This is a genomic window from Roseateles saccharophilus (genome assembly GCF_004342485.1).
Taxonomy (GTDB): domain Bacteria; phylum Pseudomonadota; class Gammaproteobacteria; order Burkholderiales; family Burkholderiaceae_C; genus Pelomonas; species Pelomonas saccharophila.
Window position 1 is genome coordinate 199,125 of the sequence record NZ_SMBU01000003.1, and the last position, 15,856, is coordinate 214,980.

Here is a 15,856-nt window from a genome sequence, read left to right on the forward strand (position 1 = left end):
ATTCAGGACGCGGCGGCGGCCGCTGGCGCGCGGCGCAGGCGCGCGAAATGCACGGAGGCGAGCACCGCGGCAGCCAGAAGCAGCGCGCCGCCGAGGTAGTAGGGCATGCCGACGCGCCAGTCGGTCGGCGGCAGGTCGGCGAAGGGCTGCAGCAGGCGCGGGCCGAGGATGGGCGCAATGACCATCATCAGGCTGGACAGGCCGGTGACGGCGCCCATGGTCTGCCCCTGGGACTTGGGATCGGCGGCATTGGAGATGACGGTCTGGCCGGCGGCGCCGGCCGCGAAGCCGACGACGTTGGCGAAGATGGCCGCATACATCTCCCAGCCCTGGGACGCCAGGCCCCAGGCGAGGTAGCACAGGCCCGAGGACACCATGCCGGCCACCATCAGCCGCGGCGCACCCAGCCATTTGGTGAACGGCCCGGCCAGCAGGCCCTGGCCCAGCACCGACATCACGCCGACTGCGAGCAGCGAGTAGCCGATCTGCTCCGGGTTCCAGCCGAACTTGTGGCCGGTGTAGAGAGCCCAGGTCGTGTGCAGCATGAACTGCGCGAGGCTGCCCATCGCGATGACGATGAGCAGCGCGCCGATGCCCTTGAGCTCGAACAGGTGCATCAGCGAGGCGATCGGGTTCGCGCGCGCCCAGCTGAAGGCGCGGCGGCGGTCGCTCGGCAGCGACTCGGGCAGCACGAAGAAGCCATAGAGGCCGTTGCAAACGGCCAACGCGCCGGCCGCGAAGAAGGGCGCGCGCAGCCCGTAGCGGCCACCAAGGATGCCGCCTATCACCGGCCCGAGGATGAAGCCCAGGCCGAACATCGCGCCCAGCATGCCGTAGCGCTTGCCGCGCTGCTCGGGCGGCGTGATGTCGGCAACATAGGCGTTGGCGACGGCCGCGTTCGCATTCATCGCGCCGCTGAAAAGCCGCACCACCACCAGCATCCACAGTTCGGTCGCGATGGCCGTGATGAAGAAGGAGCAGGCCAGGCCGGTGAAGCCCATCAACAGCACGGGCCGGCGGCCAAAACGGTCCGACAGTGCACCAAGCACCGGCGAGCTGAGGAAGTTCGCGATCGCAAAGGCCGTCGCCACCGTGCCGTAGGCGGCGATCTGCTCGCCCGGCGAATGCGCGAAGCTACCCACCAGCTGAGGCAGCACCGGAATGATGAGGCCGACCGAGATCATGTCGATCAGCACCGTGGCCATGATGAAGCCCATGGCCGGGGAACGGGAGGTGGGGCGGGAGTTCATATGGGGTGACGAAAACAAAAACGGGGCGATCTGGTCGCCCCGTTCGAGCCAGCTCAGCTCATTCGCTCCGGTAGTTCGGCGCTTCCTTCGTGATCTGCACGTCGTGGACATGGCTCTCGCGCATGCCCGCCGTCGTGATCTCGACGAACTCGGCCTTGTTCTGCATGTCGGCGATGCTGCCGCAGCCGCAGTAGTGCATCGAGGCCTTCAGGCCGCCGGCCATCTGGAAGATGACCTGCACGACCGAGCCCTTGTAGGGCACCTGGCCCTCGATGCCCTCGGGCACCAGCTTGGACGTGTTGGGGTTGTTGCCCGTCTCAGCCTGGAAGTAGCGGTCCGCGCTGCCCTTGGCCATCGCGCCCATGGAGCCCATGCCGCGATAGCTCTTGAAGGTGCGGCCCTGGTAGAGGATGGTTTCGCCCGGGGCTTCCTCGGTGCCGGCGAAGGCGCCGCCCATCATGACCGTGTCGGCGCCGGCCGCGATGGCCTTGGCCACGTCGCCGGAGTAGCGGATGCCGCCGTCGGCGATGACCGGCACGCCTGTGCCCTTGAGCGCCGTCACGACGTTGTCGATGGCGGTGATCTGCGGCACGCCGACGCCCGCGACGATGCGGGTCGTGCAGATGGAGCCGGGGCCGATACCGACCTTGACGCCGTCGGCGCCGGCTTCCACCAGCGCCAGCGCCGCCGCGCCCGTGGCGATGTTGCCGCCGATGACGTCGACCTGAGGAAAGGCGCGCTTGACCCAGCGCACGCGCTCCAGCACGCCGGCGCTGTGGCCGTGGGCCGTGTCGACGATGATGGCGTCGACGCCGGCGCGCACCAGCAGCTCGACACGTTGCTCGGTGTCCTCGCCGAAGCCCACCGCCGCACCGACGCGCAGGCCGCCGTGGCTGTCGCGCGCGGCGTTCGGGAAGCTGGTCTGCTTGGTGATGTCCTTCACCGTCATCAGGCCGCGCAGCTCGAAGGCGTCGTTGATGACGACGACGCGCTCCAGCTTGTGGGTGTGCATCAGGGCCTTGGCTTCATCGAGCGAGGCGCCTTCGCGCACCGTGATGAGCTTGGCCGCCGGCGTCATGATCTCGCGGACCTTGGCGTCCATGCGCGTCTCGAAGCGCAGGTCACGGCCGGTGACGATGCCGACGACCTTCTTGCCCTCGACGACCGGGAAGCCCGAGAAGCCGTGCATGCGGGTCAGCTCGACGACCTCGCGCACGGAGGCGTCGGGGCCGATGGTCAGCGGCTCGCGGACGACGCCGCTCTCGTAGCGCTTGACCCGCGCCACCTCGCGCGCCTGCGCTTCGGCGCTGAGGTTCTTGTGCACGATGCCGATGCCGCCCTCCTGCGCGATCGCGATCGCGAGGCGAGCCTCGGTCACGGTGTCCATCGCGGCGGACACCAGCGGCAGGTTCAGGGGGATATTGCGCGACAGACGGGTCGCAAGGCTGGTGTCGCGGGGCAACACCTGGGAGAACGCTGGCACCAACAGAACATCGTCGAAGGTGAGCGCTTTGCCGAGAAGGCGCATGAGGAAAGCTCCAGACGCAAAGCGGCATTATACGGACGGTCTCAGGGCTACACTGGCCGGATGCGCCACAAGCCCCTGCTCATCGCCCTGATCGGCCTGCTTCTGGCCGCCTCCGCCCAGGCCCAATGGAAGTGGCGCGACGCCAAGGGCAATGTGCAATACAGCGACATTCCGCCGCCCGCGGGCACGCTCGACAAGGACATCCTGCAGCGCCCCAGCGCACCGGCCCGGCCTCTCATCATCGTTACGCCCGCCGGGCAGGCAGCCAGCGCACCATCCCCCAAGCCGGCCGCCGCCAGCGCGCCCACCAAGGCCGAGCTCGACGCCGCCGCGCGCCAGAAGCAGGAACAGGACGGCCAGGCCGCCAAGCAGAAGGAAGAAGAGCGCCGCGTCGCCGAGCAGCGCCGCGAGAACTGCGCCCGCGCCCAGGGCAATCTGCGCGACCTGCAAAGCGGCGCCCGCATCACGCGCACCAACGAGCAGGGCGAGCGCGTCTACATGGACGACACCCAGCGCCAGGCCGAGGTCGAGCGAACCCGCCAGCTCATCACCAGCGAGTGCCGCTGATCAAGCCTTGACGCCGATGCCGGCCTTGGGCCGGTGGCGCGACACGATGCGCTCGCCGCGCCTGGCATAGCGCAGCCGTCGCGCCTCCTTGGGGTCGACGGTGAGCGGCCGATAGACCTCGACGCGGTCGCGCTCGCGCAGGGGGGTGTCGAGCCGCCTCACACGGCCCCAGATGCCCACGCGCAGCTCGCCGGGCGGCGAGGCGAAGTCGGCGCAGGCACGCAGCGCCGACTCCACCGTGGCGCCCTCCTCCAGCTCCAGCCAGCGGTGCTGCACGTCGCCGGCCGCCGGGCTCCAGACGAGCTCAACGCGCACCGTAGATGACCTCCGCTCGTTGCACGAAACTGTCGACGAAGGTGTTGGCGATGCGGTCGAACACCGGGCTGACGACGGCCTCCAGCGCGCCGCTGCTGAAGGCATAGCTCAGCTCGAAGGCGATCTTGCAGGCCGTGGCCTCGCCACCCGCGCCGGGCTTGTTCAGCGGCTGGAACTGCCACAGGCCGTCGAGATGGGAGAAGGGGCCGTCGACCAGCTCCATGCGCACGCTGCGGCCGTCCTCGTTGCGGTTGCGCGTCGTGAACGCATGGCGCACGCCGGCGTAGGCGAGATGCAGGCGCGCCGTGACGCTGTCGGACTCCTGGGCCAGCGTCTCGACCTTGTTGCACCAGGGCAGGAACTCGGGATAGCGCTCCACATGGGTGACCAGCTCGTACATCTCCCGCGGCGTGTACCAGAGCAGAACGGACTTTTTGACCTGCTTCATAGAATGACGGGATTGTAAGAAGGGCCTCAAGCCCCACATTCGTCTCCATGTCCATCGCCGAGAACCGCCGCGCCCGCTACGACTACCACATCGAGGAACAGTTCGAGGCCGGTGTCGTGCTGTCGGGCTGGGAGATCAAGGCCATACGCGCAGGCCAGGTCCAGCTGACCGACGGCTACGTGATGATCAAGGACGGCGAGCTCTTCCTGATCGGCTGCCGCATCAACGCGCTGCGCAGCGCCTCCACCCACGTCAGCCCCGAGGCCGACCGCACGAAGAAGCTGCTGATGCACAAGGCCGAGATCAAGCGCCTGGTGGGCAAGGTCGAGCAGCGCGGCTTCACCCTCGTGCCGCTGAACCTGCACTACAAGGGCGGCCGCGTGAAGGCCGACATCGCGCTGGCCAAGGGCAAGGCCCAGCATGACAAGCGCGAGACCGAAAAGAAACGCGACTGGGAACGGGAAAAGGGACAGTTGATGCGGCACGCATCAACGGGCCGCAAGGCCTGAGCCGCGCAGCGGATCACCGGACCCTTCACCAAAAGGGACAGTTGATGCGGAACGCATCAACAGGCCGCAAGGCCTGACTAGAAAGCAGGCGCACCGACGTTGCATGCCTGCGACAGCCTGCCCAGCGCCGTCATAAGGACTCGTTAGCATGCGCGCCGCCTCAAGCAGGCAGGGGATGGGCAGCCCCGCCGCCCCTCAACGAGAAATACAGGGAGATCTCTCAAAATGAAGAAAATCGCATTCGCCCTGGCCGCGCTGATCGGCGCCGCCTCCGCACAGGCCCAGGTCTACGGCAACATCGCCGTGGGTTCCTCGCACCTCAACGCGGACTGCGCCGGCACGACCAGCTGCAGCACCAGCGACACCGGCGCCAAGCTGGTGGGTGGCTACGCCTTCGGCAACGGCCTCAGCGTGGAAGCCGGCTACATCAGCTTCGGCAAGTTCCACGCCACCGAAGGCACGGCCTCGGTGGCCATCAAGCCCACCGCCTTCACGTTGGGCGGCGCCTTCGCGCTGCCGCTGGGCACCGCCTGGGGCATGAACGTCCGCCTCGGCGTCGCCCAGGTCAAGACCGACGTCAGCGCCATCGTCGGCACGCTGACCGGCTCGGACTCGCAAAGCAAGGCCAAGGTCTACGCCGGCGTCGGCCTGACCTACGCGCTGAGCAAGGAGTTCAAGCTCGAGCTGGGCTTGGACTCGACCGAAGCCGAATATGCCGGCACCAAGGGCACGCTGCGCCTGATCTCGCTGGGTGCAACCTACGCGTTCTAATCGGTCCCGCACCGATCCCTCCGAGGGCCGCCGCGTGCGGCCCTTATCGTTCCTACACTGGCGCGATGGACTACGCCACGTTGATCAAGGAAGTGGGCCGCGGCGCCCGTGGTGCGCGCGACCTCAGGCGCGAGCAGGCTGAGCAACTGTTCGGCGCGATGCTGGACGGCCAGGTGCCCGACCTGGAGCTCGGCGCCCTCCTCATCGCGCTGCGCGTGAAGGGCGAGAGCGCCGACGAGGTGGCGGGCTTCCTCGCCGCGATGCAGGCTCGCACGGCGGCCATGGCGGCGCCCGAGGGCCCGCGCACGGTGTTGCTGCCCAGCTTCAACGGCGCGCGCAAGCAGGCCAACCTGATGCCGCTGGTCGCACAGCTGCTGGCACGCGAGGGCGTGCCGGTGCTGGTCTTCGGCCGGCACGACTTCGACAGCCGCGTGAGCCCCTTCGAGCTGCTGGATGCGCTGGGCCTGCGCGCCAGCCCCACGCTGGCCGGCGCCGAACAGCAACTGACGACGCGGCGCCTGGCCGTGCTGCCTTTGCAGATGCTCAACCCAGGCTTGAACGCGCTGATGGCCCTGCGCCCCCGCCTGGGCGTGCGCAACAGCGCGCACAGCCTGGCCAAGCTGCTCGACCCCTTCCCCGCCGGCCGCGGCGTGCGGGTCGTCGCGGTCACGCACCCGGAGTACCTGGACAGCATGGCCGCCGCCCTGCCCGGCCTGACCGCGCAGGGCGGCCGGGCGTTGCTGATGCGCGCCAGCGAGGGCGAGGCCTATGCCCACCTGCGCCGCAAGGCCCATCTGATCGGCTTCCAGGATGGGCGCGCCGCCCCGCTGCACGCGGCCGACACGGCCGACCTGGACTGGCCGCTGTCGCCCGCCTGCACGCCTGACGAGAACGCGGCGCTGATCCGGGCCATGCTGGACGGTCGCGAAGCCATCCCCCCGCGCATCGTGGAACAGGTCACGGTTCTGAGGCTTCTCGCCACAAACTGAGGCTGCTTATTCAACCTGGGCATATAGGCCCAAGAATTCTGTAGTTCTGCGGCACTGCAACATTCCCTAGAGTCGCGCCCTCGGGTGGCATGGCGCCGCCCCCTGGAGCAACTGTGCTGGACGGAATTGCGATCGCGAGCGGATTGGGCGTCGGCCTCATCGTCGGCATCACCGGCGTGGGCGGCGGCTCGCTGATGACGCCGCTGCTGCTGTCCGTCTTCAGGCTGAACCCCGCCGTGGCCATCGGCACCGACCTGTGGTTCGCGTCGCTGACCAAGATGAGCGGCTCGGTGGCCCATGCCCGCCACGGCCACGTCAACTGGCCCATCGCCCGCCGCCTGCTGACCGGCTCGGTGCCTGCCTCCCTCTTCACCGTCGCGCTGATGCACCTCAGCGGCGTGAGCAAGGGCTGGGCATCGGCGTTGACCTTCTCCCTGGGCATCGCGCTGCTGCTGACGGCCGTCGTCGTCGCCTTCAAGCAGAGCTGGCAGACCCTGGGCCTGAAGCTGGAGCGCTGGATCCCCGAAGCCCGCAAGCCGGCGCTGACCGTGGCCTGCGGGGTCATCCTCGGCGCGCTGGTGTCGCTCTCATCCATCGGCGCCGGCGCCATCGGCGCGACGCTGATCCTGCTGCTCTACCCGCGGCTCAAGGCCCGCGACATCGTCGGCACCGACATCGCCCACGCCGTGCCGCTGACGCTGGTGGCCGGCATCGGGCACGCCAGCCTCGGCAACGTGGACTGGTCCCTGCTCCTGTCCCTGCTCATCGGCTCCCTGCCCGGCATCTGGCTGGGCGCCCAACTGACCCGCCGCCTGCCCGAAGGCGTCGTGCGCAGCCTGCTGTGCGCCTCTCTCCTGACGGCCGGCTGGAAAGTGATCCACTGAATATGTACCGCTACACCGACTTCGACCGCCGCTTCGTCCATGCGCGTGCCGCGCAGTACCGCGACCAGCTGGAGCGCCACCTGGCCGGCCAGCTCGGCACCGACGACTTCCGCGCGCTGCGCCTGCAGAACGGCTGGTACATCCAGCGCCACGCGCCGATGCTGCGCGTCGCCGTGCCCTATGGCGAGCTGTCGTCGCGCCAGTTGCGCCAGCTGGCTCGCATCGCCCGCGAGTACGACGTCGTCTCCGAAGGCCCGTTCAAGGGCCAGGGCGGCTACGGTCACTTCACGACGCGCCAGAACCTGCAATACAACTGGATCCCGCTCGTGAAGAGCGCCGAGGTGATGGAGCTGCTGGCCGACGTGGACATGCACGGCATCCAGACCAGCGGCAACTGCATCCGCAACATCACGGCTGACGCCTTCGTCGGCATCGCGCCCGACGAACTCATCGACGCCCGCCCCTACTGCGAGGTGCTGCGCCAGTGGAGCACGCTGCACCCCGAATTCGCCCACCTGCCACGCAAGTTCAAGATCGCCGTCTCAGGCGCCGCCGAGGACCGCGCGGCAATAGGCTGGCATGACATCGGCCTGCAGCTGAAGAAGAACGCGGCCGGCGAGATCGGATTCCAGGTCTTCGTCGGCGGCGGCATGGGCCGCACGCCGATTCCCGGCGTGGAGATCAACGGTTTCGTACCCTGGCAGCAGATCCTCGTCTACATCGAGGCCATCGTGCGCTGCTACAACCTCGCCGGCCGGCGCGACAACCTCTACAAGGCCCGCATCAAGATCCTCGTCAAGGCCGAGGGCCAGAAGTTCTTCGACGCCGTCAACGAGGAGTTCGCCCGCATCCTGGCCGACGACCCGGCCGGCCACGAGCAGATCATTCCCCAGGCCGAGCTGGACCGCGTGGCGTCCTGCTTCGTCGACCCCGAGGGCGTCAAGGCCGAGCCGGCCGTGCAACTCGACACGAGTGACTCGGCCTTCACGCGATGGCTGTCGCGCAATGTTCACGGCCATCGCGTCAGCGGCTACCGCGCCGTCACGCTCAGCCTCAAGCGCGTCGGGATCCCGCCGGGCGACACCGCCGCCGACGTGATGGACACCGCTGCGGCCCTGGCCGACCGCTTCAGCCACGGCGAGCTGCGCGTGAGCCACCGCCAGAACCTGGTGCTGCCCTGGGTGCGCGAGGCCGACCTGCCCGAGCTCTTCCAGGCCGCCCGCGCGGCCGGCTTCGCCACCGCCAACGCCGGCCTGCTGACCGACCAGATCGCCTGCCCCGGCGGCGACTACTGCGCGCTGGCCAATGCCCGCTCGCTGCCGCTGGCCGCCGAGATCGCCGAGCGCTATCAGGACGCCGACGAGCTCGAGGAGCTCGGCGAGATCGACCTGCACATCAGCGGCTGCATCAACTCCTGCGGCCACCACCACAGCGGCCACATCGGCGTGCTGGGCGTCGACAAGGACGGCGCCGAGTGGTATCAGCTGACCCTGGGCGGCAGCGACGGCTCGACGCTCTCCGGCACGACGACGCCGGGCAAGGTCATCGGCCCGAGCTTCGCCGCTGACGAGATCGCCGACGCCATCGACGCCGTCATCGAGACCTTCAAGCGCGAGCGCGAGGCCGGCGAGCATTTCATCGACGCCGTGCGCCGCCTCGGCCTCGACCCGTTCAAGACCGCGGCCAACGCCGTGCGCGTGTCCACCGCCAAGGCTCAAGCATGAAGTTCATCAACGCCACCACCTGCCCCTGGCAGCACGCCGTCGGCGAGGACGGCCCCAAGCCCGATCCCGATCCGGCGCCCCACCGCCTGCTGAGCCTGGAGCAATGGCATGCAGTCAAGGGCCACTGGCCGGCCGACATGAAGGTCGCCATCGAGTTCCCCAACGACGCCGACATCCACCAACTCGCGCCCGACCTGCCCCGCATCGCGCTGGTCGTGCTCGACTTCCCTAAGTGGACCGACGGCCGCGCCTACAGCCAGGCCCATCTGCTGCGCATCCGCCACCAGTTCAAGGGCGCCATCCGCGCGCGCGGCGAGGTGCTGGTGGACATGATGCAGCTGCTGGCCCGCACCGGCTTCGACGAGGTCGTCATGCGCGGCGACCAGTCGCAGGCCGCGGCCAGCAAGGCGCTGGACCTGTTCAACCCCGTCGGCTTCTATCAGGGCGACGTGGCCGAGACGCGGCCCTGGTTCCTCCGGAGAGCCGCCTGATGAAGCTCTATGTCGACCGCGAATACGCGTCGCCCTGGGCGATGGCCGTCTTCGTCGGCCTGCGCGAGAAGGGCCTGGACTTCGACGTCGAAGCGCTGGACCTCGCCGCCGGCGACCAGCGCGAGAGCGGCTTTGCCCGCCGGTCGCTGACGCAGCGCGTGCCCTCGTTGGTGGACGGCGACTTTGCCCTGTCCGAGTCGACCGCCATCCTCGAATACCTGGACGACACGCAGCCCGGCCCCGCCCTGCTGCCGACCGAGCCCCGCCAGCGCGCGCGGGCCCGCCAGCTGCAGGCCTGGCTGCGCAGCGACCTGGCCGCGCTGCGCGCCGAGCGCTCGACCGAGGTCGTCTTCTACCGCCCGACCGACAAGCCGCTGACGGCTGCCGGCCAGGCCGCAGCCGACAAGCTGATCGCCGCCGCGACGCAGCTGCTGGGCGACCGGGAACATCTCTTCGGCGACTGGAGCGTGGCCGACGTGGACCTGACCATCATGCTCAACCGCCTGATCCTGAACGGCGACCCGGTGCCCGAAGCGCTGAAGCAATACGCCGCCCGCCAATGGCAGCGCCCGTCCGTGCAAGCCTGGGTGAAGCTCGAGAGGCCCCCGCTATGACCACCGTCTCTACCCTGCCCTGGGCCACGACCAACGCGGCCGGCCATGCCATCGGCCTCTACGCCAAATGGACGCCTGAGCTGGACGCCAAGATCGAGGCCGCACTGCAGCGCCTGCGTGATGCCAGCATCCAGCACGGCGATGGCCTGGTGCAGAGCAGCAGTCTGGGCGTGGAGGACATGGTCGTCACCGACCTGATCGCCCGCACTCAGTTGCCCATCGTCATCGCGACGCTGGACACCGGCAGGCTCCACCCCGAGACGCTGGGCCTGCTGCCGCGCATCGCCGAGCGCTACGGCCGCGATGTCGAGGTCTTCGCGCCGGTGGCCGACGCCGTCATCCAGTTCGTCCGCAAGGAGGGCGAGGATGCGATGTACAAGAGCATCGAGCTGCGCAAGGCCTGCTGCGGCCTGCGCAAGATGGAGCCGCTAGGCCGCATGCTGAAGGGCCGCAGCGCCTGGATCACCGGCCTGCGCCGCGAGCAATCGGGTGCGCGCTCCGACGTCGCCTTCGACGAGGACGACGGCAACGGCCGCCGCAAGATCAGCCCCATCGCCGACTGGACCTGGGCCGAGGTCTGGGCCTATGTCGAAAAATACGCCGTTCCCTACAACCCGCTGCATGACCAGTTCATGCCGTCCATCGGCTGCGCGCCCTGTACCCGCGCGATCGCCGTGGGCGAGGACTTCCGCGCCGGCAGGTGGTGGTGGGAGGATTCAACGAAGGAATGCGGCCTGCACGCGAAATCATGAATGCTGCTGTGAAACCCGAACAACTCATCGCCGACGTCGACCACGCCCACCTGGATGCGCTGGAAGAGGAGGCCATCTTCATCCTGCGCGAGGTGGCTGCGAGCTTCGAGCGCCCCGCCCTGCTGTTCTCCGGCGGCAAGGACAGCTGCGTCGTGCTGCGCCTGGCCGAGAAGGCCTTCAAGATGAAGAACGCCGCTCATCCGAGCGGCTACTCCGGCCAGTTGCCCTTCCCGCTGGTGCACATCGACACGGGCCACAACTTCCCCGAGGTCATCGAGTTCCGTGACCGCCGCGTCGCCGAGATGGGCGAGCGCCTGGTCGTCGGCCATCTTGAGGACTCCATCGCCAGGGGCACGATCCGCCTGGCCCACCCGCTGGAAAGCCGCAACGGCCACCAGACGGTCACGCTGCTGGAGACCATCGAGGAGCACAAGTTCGACTGCCTGATCGGCGGCGCCCGCCGCGACGAGGAGAAGGCTCGTGCCAAGGAACGCATCTTCAGCCACCGCGATTCCTTCGGCCAATGGCAGCCCAAGGAGCAGCGCCCCGAGCTGTGGACGCTGTTCAACACGCGCATCCGCCCGGGCGAGCATTTCCGCTGCTTCCCGATCAGCAACTGGACCGAGCTGGACGTGTGGCTCTACATCGCCCGCGAGAACATCCCGCTGCCGCAGATGTACTTCGCCCACCAGCGCCAGGTCATCCGCCGCAAGGGCCTGCTGGTGCCGCTGACCGACGTGACGCCTCCCGAGGCCGGCGAGACGGTCGAAACCGCCACCGTGCGTTTCCGCACCGTGGGCGACATGACCTGCACCTGCCCGGTCGAGAGCCCCGCCGCCAACGCGAGCGAGGTCGTCGCCGAGACGCTGACCGTCACCGTCAGCGAGCGCGGCGCCACCCGCATGGACGATCGCACCAGTGAAGCTTCCATGGAGAAGCGCAAGAAGGAAGGCTACTTCTGATGAAAGCCCTGAGATTCCTCACCGCCGGTTCCGTTGACGACGGCAAGAGCACGCTGATCGGCCGCCTGCTGTTCGACGGCCAGGCCATCCTGGCCGACCAGCTCGACACGCTGGAGCGCCGCGCCGCCGGCCGGCCCATCGACCTGAGCCTGCTGACCGACGGCCTCGAAGCCGAGCGCGAGCAGGGCATCACCATCGATGTGGCCTACCGCTATTTCGCGACCAAGCACCGCAAGTTCATCATTGCCGACGCCCCCGGCCACGAGCAGTACACGCGCAACATGGTCACGGCCGCGGCGGGCAGCGATGCCGCCGTCGTGCTGGTGGACATCACCAAGCTGGACCTGGCGCAGGATGAGGTCACGCTGCTGCCGCAGACGCGCCGCCACTCGCTGCTGGCCCAGCTGCTGCGCGTGCCCAGCATCGTGTTCGCCATCAACAAGATCGACGCGCTGGACGACGCCGGCGCGGGCTTTGCCAAGGTCAAGGCCGCGCTGGACAAGTTCGCCGCCGCCGCCGGCCTGAACGTGGCCGCCACCGTGCCGGTCAGCGCGCTGCGCGGCGACAACGTGACCCAGCCGCTGGACGCGCCCTGGTGGAACGGCGAATCGCTGCTGCAGGTGCTGGAGCGCCTGCCCACGCTGAGCGAGCGCGCCGACGCGCCGCTCTCCCTGCCGGTGCAATACGTGCAGAAGGACGCCTACCAGTCCAAGGGCACCGGCGTGCAGCCGCGCGTGCTGTGGGGCCGCATCGCCCACGGCGCCGTGAAGGCGGGCGACACCATCGAGGTGCTGCCGTCCAGGCAGACGGCCGTCGTCGCCGAGGTGCGCCTGGCCGGCGAGACCGTACCCAGCGCCGAAGCCGGCGACTCGGCCGGCCTGGTGCTGGACCGCCAGCTCGACGTGAGCCGCGGCGACTGGATCGTCACCCCGGGCTCGGCGCAAAGCACCAAGACCTTCCCGGCAACCCTCGCCTGGCTGGACACCGAGGCCGCCAAGCCCGGCCGCAAATACTGGGTGCGCCACGGCAACCGCTGGGTGCAGGCGCGCATCTCGGCCATCGACTCGGTGCTGGACATCAACACCCTGCAGCCCCAGGACGCCCACGAACTGCCCGTTAACGCGATCGGCCGCGTGCAGATGGAGGTGCAGCACGAGCTGCCGGTCGAGCCGTTCAAGGACAACCGCGTCGGCGGCGCGCTGATCGTCGTCGACCCGGCCAGCCACCGCACCAGCGGCGCACTGCTGGTGGACGTGCAGCCGGCCACGACGGAAGAGGCCTGGTGATGACTGGCCGAGTGATCTTCGTCAGCGCCGGCCCCGGCGCCGCCGACCTGATCACGCTGCGCGGCGCGCGTGCGCTCAGCGCAGCCGATGTCGTGCTGGCCGATGCGCTGGCCGACCCGGCGCTACGCGAACTCGCCCCGCAGGCCCGCTGGATCTCGGTCGGCAAGCGCGGCTTCGAGCATTCGGCCAAGCAGACCGAGATCAACACCCTGCTCGTCAAGGCCGCGCAGGAGCACGCCCTCGTCGTGCGGCTCAAGGGCGGCGACGCCAGCATCTTCGGCCGCCTGGAGGAAGAGCTGATCGCGCTGGCCGAGGCCGGCATCGCCAGCGAGGTCGTGCCCGGCGTCACCGCGGCGCTGGCCGCCGCCGCCCAGGCCCGGCGCCCGCTGACCCGCCGCGGCCGTGGCCGTTCCGTCAGCCTGACCACGGCCATGACCGAGGCCGGCGAGCTGCGCGCCGCCCGCTCGGCCGACACTGAAGTCTTCTACATGGCCGGCCGCCAGCTGGCCGCCCTGAGCCGCCAGCTGCTGGCCGCTGGCTGGGCGCCGGACACGCCCACGCTGGTCGTCAGCCGCGCCGGCTGCGCCGACGCCATCACCAGCGAACATGCGCTGTCCGATCTCGCCCAGGCCGCGCTGCTGCACCGTGGCCGCCCCACCGTCGTGACCGTGGGAATGGGCGCAAGTCTTGTCGGAGATCAGGGAAAGCCCATCCCGGTGTCCAATAAAATCGCCGTTTCGCCCGAAATCCCGTTGATGAAGGCGCCTCTCACTTCCAAGAGCACCCCATGACCCACGTCGTCACCGAATCCTGCATCCGCTGCAAGTACACCGACTGCGTCGATGTCTGTCCGGTCGACTGCTTCCGCGAAGGCCCGAACTTCCTGACCATCGACCCCGACGAGTGCATCGACTGCGCCGTCTGCATCCCCGAGTGCCCGGTCAATGCGATCCTGCCGGAGGAGGATGTGCCGGGCGACCAGCAGCACATGATCAAGATCAACGCGGATCTGGCCAAGAAGTGGCCCAGCATCACCAAGCGCAAGCCCGCCCTGCCCGACGCCGAGGAGTGGAAGGACAGGACGGACAAGCTCAAGGAACTGATCCGCTGAACGCCGGCGCGCCAGCGCCGCTCCGCATGCAAGAACAAGCCTCCCCGCGCGCCGACGCGATCGAGACCGATGCCGTCATCGTCGGCGCCGGGCCGGTCGGCCTCTTCCAGGTCTTCGAACTCGGCCTGCTCGAGATCAAGGCCCACATCATCGACAGCCTGGCCTACCCCGGCGGCCAGTGCATCGAGCTGTATCCCGACAAGCCGATCTACGACATCCCGGCCGTGCCCATGTGCACCGGCAAGGAGCTGACGGACAACCTGCTCAAGCAGATCGAGCCCTTCGGCGCGGGCTTCCACCTCGGCCAGGAGGTCACCGTCGTGCAGAAGCGGGAGGATGGCCGCTTCTTCGTCGAGACCAGCAAGGGCACGCAGTTCCTGACCCGCACCGTCTTCGTCGCCGGCGGCGTCGGCAGCTTCCAGCCGCGCACGCTGAAGGTCGACGGTGTCGAGAAGTACGAGGGCAGCCAGGTCCACTACCGCGTGAAGAGCCCTGAGCAGTTCGCCGGCAAGAACCTGCTCATCATCGGCGGCGGCGACTCGGCGCTGGACTGGGCGCTGAACTTCTGCGCCGCCAATGCCGACGGCAACCCGCACAAGGCCGAGAGCGTCATCCTCGTGCACCGCCGGGATGGTTTCAGGGCGGCGCCCGCGAGCGTGGCCAAGATGAAGGAACTCTGCGACGCGATGGAGATGCAGTTCATCGTCGGCCAGGCCACCGGCATCGAGGAGGCCGACGGCCAGCTCAGCGGCGTGAAGATCACCGGCAACGATGGCATCACCCGCATCGTGCCCTGCGACCAGGTGCTGGCCTTCTTCGGCCTGTCACCCAAGCTCGGCCCCATCGCCGACTGGGGCCTGGCGCTGGAACGCAAGCAGATCGTCGTCGACACCGAGAAGTTCGAAACCAGCGTGCCGGGCATCTTCGCGGTCGGCGACGTGAACACCTACCCGGGCAAGAAGAAGCTCATCCTCAGCGGCTTCCACGAATGTGCGCTGGCCGCCTTCGGCGCGGCGCCCTACGTCTTCCCCGAGAAGCGCATCCATCTGCAGTACACGACGACCAGCCCCAAGCTGCACAAGGTGCTGGGCGTGGAGTCGCCGGTGTTCGACTGAGCGCCCTTGCCTTTCGAAACAAGCCACCTCCGGGTGGCTTTTTCACGCCCCGTCGGAACGTTCCGCCTCATTGCCGTACCGTGCGCACCTCAAACAAGGAGATCGAGATGCGTGTCATGGTGATCGTGAAGGCCAGCCCCGAATCGGAAGCCGGCCAGATGCCCAACACCGAGTTGCTGGCGGCAATGGGCGCCTACAACGAAGAACTGGTCAAGGCCGGCATCATGCAGGGCGGCGACGGCCTCAAGCCCAGCTCCGCCGGCAAGCGGGTGCATTTCTCGGGCAAGGAACGCACCGTCATCGACGGCCCCTTCACCGAGACCAAGGAGCTGATCGCCGGCTATTGGCTCTGGCAGGTCAAGTCCATGGACGAGGCGGTCGAATGGGTCAAGCGCTGCCCCAATCCGATGCTGAGCGACAGCGACATCGAGATCCGGCCCTTCTTCGAGGCGGACGACTTCGGCGCCGAGTTCACGCCCGAACTTCGCGAGCAGGAGGACAGGCTGCGCGCCGAGCTCGAAGGCCGCAACGCCCCGTAAC

Annotated in this window: 19 protein-coding genes; 15 read left to right on the top strand and 4 right to left on the bottom strand. The window is 68.7% G+C overall.

The genetic code is table 11. The features are described from left to right. Positions 1-2: 2 nt before the first annotated feature. Both EV671_RS04270 and guaB read right to left on the bottom strand, forming a co-directional pair. Entirely contained in the window at positions 3-1,217 is a 1,215-nt protein-coding gene (locus EV671_RS04270) for an MFS transporter (RefSeq protein ID WP_243655573.1), read from the bottom strand. Between the two features lie 91 nt (positions 1,218-1,308). Next, positions 1,309-2,778: an IMP dehydrogenase gene (gene guaB / locus EV671_RS04275; protein WP_132570041.1), complete on the bottom strand. Its 1,470-nt coding sequence runs from the start codon at positions 2,776-2,778 to the stop codon at positions 1,309-1,311. A gap of 60 nt (positions 2,779-2,838) precedes the next feature. Here guaB and EV671_RS04280 point away from each other — a divergent pair, with 60 nt between their 5' ends. Further along, positions 2,839-3,345, top strand: a complete 507-nt coding sequence (locus EV671_RS04280; protein WP_132570042.1) for a DUF4124 domain-containing protein — start codon at positions 2,839-2,841, stop codon at positions 3,343-3,345. Here the strand turns inward: EV671_RS04280 and EV671_RS04285 are convergent, their stop codons facing one another. Both EV671_RS04285 and EV671_RS04290 read right to left on the bottom strand, forming a co-directional pair. After that, positions 3,346-3,660, bottom strand: a complete 315-nt coding sequence (locus EV671_RS04285; protein ID WP_243655574.1) for an RnfH family protein — start codon at positions 3,658-3,660, stop codon at positions 3,346-3,348. Beyond that, positions 3,650-4,108 (bottom strand): type II toxin-antitoxin system RatA family toxin, encoded by a 459-nt coding sequence (locus EV671_RS04290; RefSeq protein WP_132570044.1) that lies wholly within the window; start codon positions 4,106-4,108, stop codon positions 3,650-3,652. The genes EV671_RS04285 and EV671_RS04290 overlap by 11 nt, the downstream gene beginning before the upstream one ends. 47 nt (positions 4,109-4,155) lie before the next feature. Between EV671_RS04290 and smpB the strand changes: the two genes are divergently transcribed. The 14 genes from smpB to EV671_RS04360 all read left to right on the top strand — a co-directional run bounded on the left by smpB (position 4,156) and on the right by EV671_RS04360 (position 15,855). Next, positions 4,156-4,617 carry an SsrA-binding protein SmpB gene (gene smpB / locus EV671_RS04295; RefSeq protein WP_132570045.1) on the top strand — a complete coding sequence of 154 codons (462 nt, stop codon included), beginning with the start codon at positions 4,156-4,158 and terminating at the stop codon, positions 4,615-4,617. 225 nt (positions 4,618-4,842) lie between these two features. Continuing rightward, the gene (locus EV671_RS04300) at positions 4,843-5,388 is read left to right on the top strand and encodes an outer membrane beta-barrel protein (protein ID WP_132570046.1); all 546 of its coding nucleotides are present in this window, start codon (positions 4,843-4,845) and stop codon (positions 5,386-5,388) included. 65 nt (positions 5,389-5,453) lie between these two features. Beyond that, positions 5,454-6,377, top strand: a complete 924-nt coding sequence (ybiB, locus tag EV671_RS04305) for a DNA-binding protein YbiB (RefSeq protein ID WP_132570047.1) — start codon at positions 5,454-5,456, stop codon at positions 6,375-6,377. A gap of 116 nt (positions 6,378-6,493) precedes the next feature. After that, entirely contained in the window at positions 6,494-7,261 is a 768-nt protein-coding gene (locus tag EV671_RS04310) for a sulfite exporter TauE/SafE family protein (protein ID WP_165917470.1), read from the top strand. Positions 7,262-7,263: 2 nt separating this feature from the next. Beyond that, a complete protein-coding gene (locus EV671_RS04315) occupies positions 7,264-8,985 on the top strand; it encodes a nitrite/sulfite reductase (protein WP_132570049.1) in 1,722 nt (573 codons plus the stop codon). Continuing rightward, on the top strand, positions 8,982-9,476 hold the full coding sequence (locus EV671_RS04320; RefSeq protein WP_132570050.1) for a DUF934 domain-containing protein: 495 nt from the start codon (positions 8,982-8,984) through the stop codon (positions 9,474-9,476). The genes EV671_RS04315 and EV671_RS04320 overlap by 4 nt, the downstream gene beginning before the upstream one ends. Next, a complete protein-coding gene (gene yfcF / locus EV671_RS04325; RefSeq protein WP_132570051.1) occupies positions 9,476-10,090 on the top strand; it encodes a glutathione transferase in 615 nt (204 codons plus the stop codon). Before EV671_RS04320 ends, yfcF begins: the two co-directional genes overlap by 1 nt. Next, a complete protein-coding gene (locus EV671_RS04330; protein ID WP_132570052.1) occupies positions 10,087-10,842 on the top strand; it encodes a phosphoadenylyl-sulfate reductase in 756 nt (251 codons plus the stop codon). The genes yfcF and EV671_RS04330 overlap by 4 nt, the downstream gene beginning before the upstream one ends. Beyond that, a complete protein-coding gene (gene cysD / locus EV671_RS04335) occupies positions 10,839-11,804 on the top strand; it encodes a sulfate adenylyltransferase subunit CysD (RefSeq protein WP_132570053.1) in 966 nt (321 codons plus the stop codon). Before EV671_RS04330 ends, cysD begins: the two co-directional genes overlap by 4 nt. Further along, entirely contained in the window at positions 11,804-13,090 is a 1,287-nt protein-coding gene (locus EV671_RS04340; protein WP_132570054.1) for a sulfate adenylyltransferase subunit 1, read from the top strand. Before cysD ends, EV671_RS04340 begins: the two co-directional genes overlap by 1 nt. After that, complete coding sequence (gene cobA / locus EV671_RS04345) at positions 13,090-13,881, top strand: uroporphyrinogen-III C-methyltransferase (RefSeq protein ID WP_132570055.1); 792 nt, start codon at positions 13,090-13,092, stop codon at positions 13,879-13,881. Before EV671_RS04340 ends, cobA begins: the two co-directional genes overlap by 1 nt. After that, on the top strand, positions 13,878-14,201 hold the full coding sequence (gene fdxA / locus EV671_RS04350) for a ferredoxin FdxA (protein ID WP_132570056.1): 324 nt from the start codon (positions 13,878-13,880) through the stop codon (positions 14,199-14,201). The genes cobA and fdxA overlap by 4 nt, the downstream gene beginning before the upstream one ends. A 26-nt stretch (positions 14,202-14,227) precedes the next feature. Continuing rightward, on the top strand, positions 14,228-15,316 hold the full coding sequence (locus EV671_RS04355) for an NAD(P)/FAD-dependent oxidoreductase (protein WP_132570057.1): 1,089 nt from the start codon (positions 14,228-14,230) through the stop codon (positions 15,314-15,316). Positions 15,317-15,423: 107 nt separating this feature from the next. Next, complete coding sequence (locus tag EV671_RS04360) at positions 15,424-15,855, top strand: YciI family protein (RefSeq protein ID WP_132570058.1); 432 nt, start codon at positions 15,424-15,426, stop codon at positions 15,853-15,855. Position 15,856 lies beyond the last annotated feature (1 nt).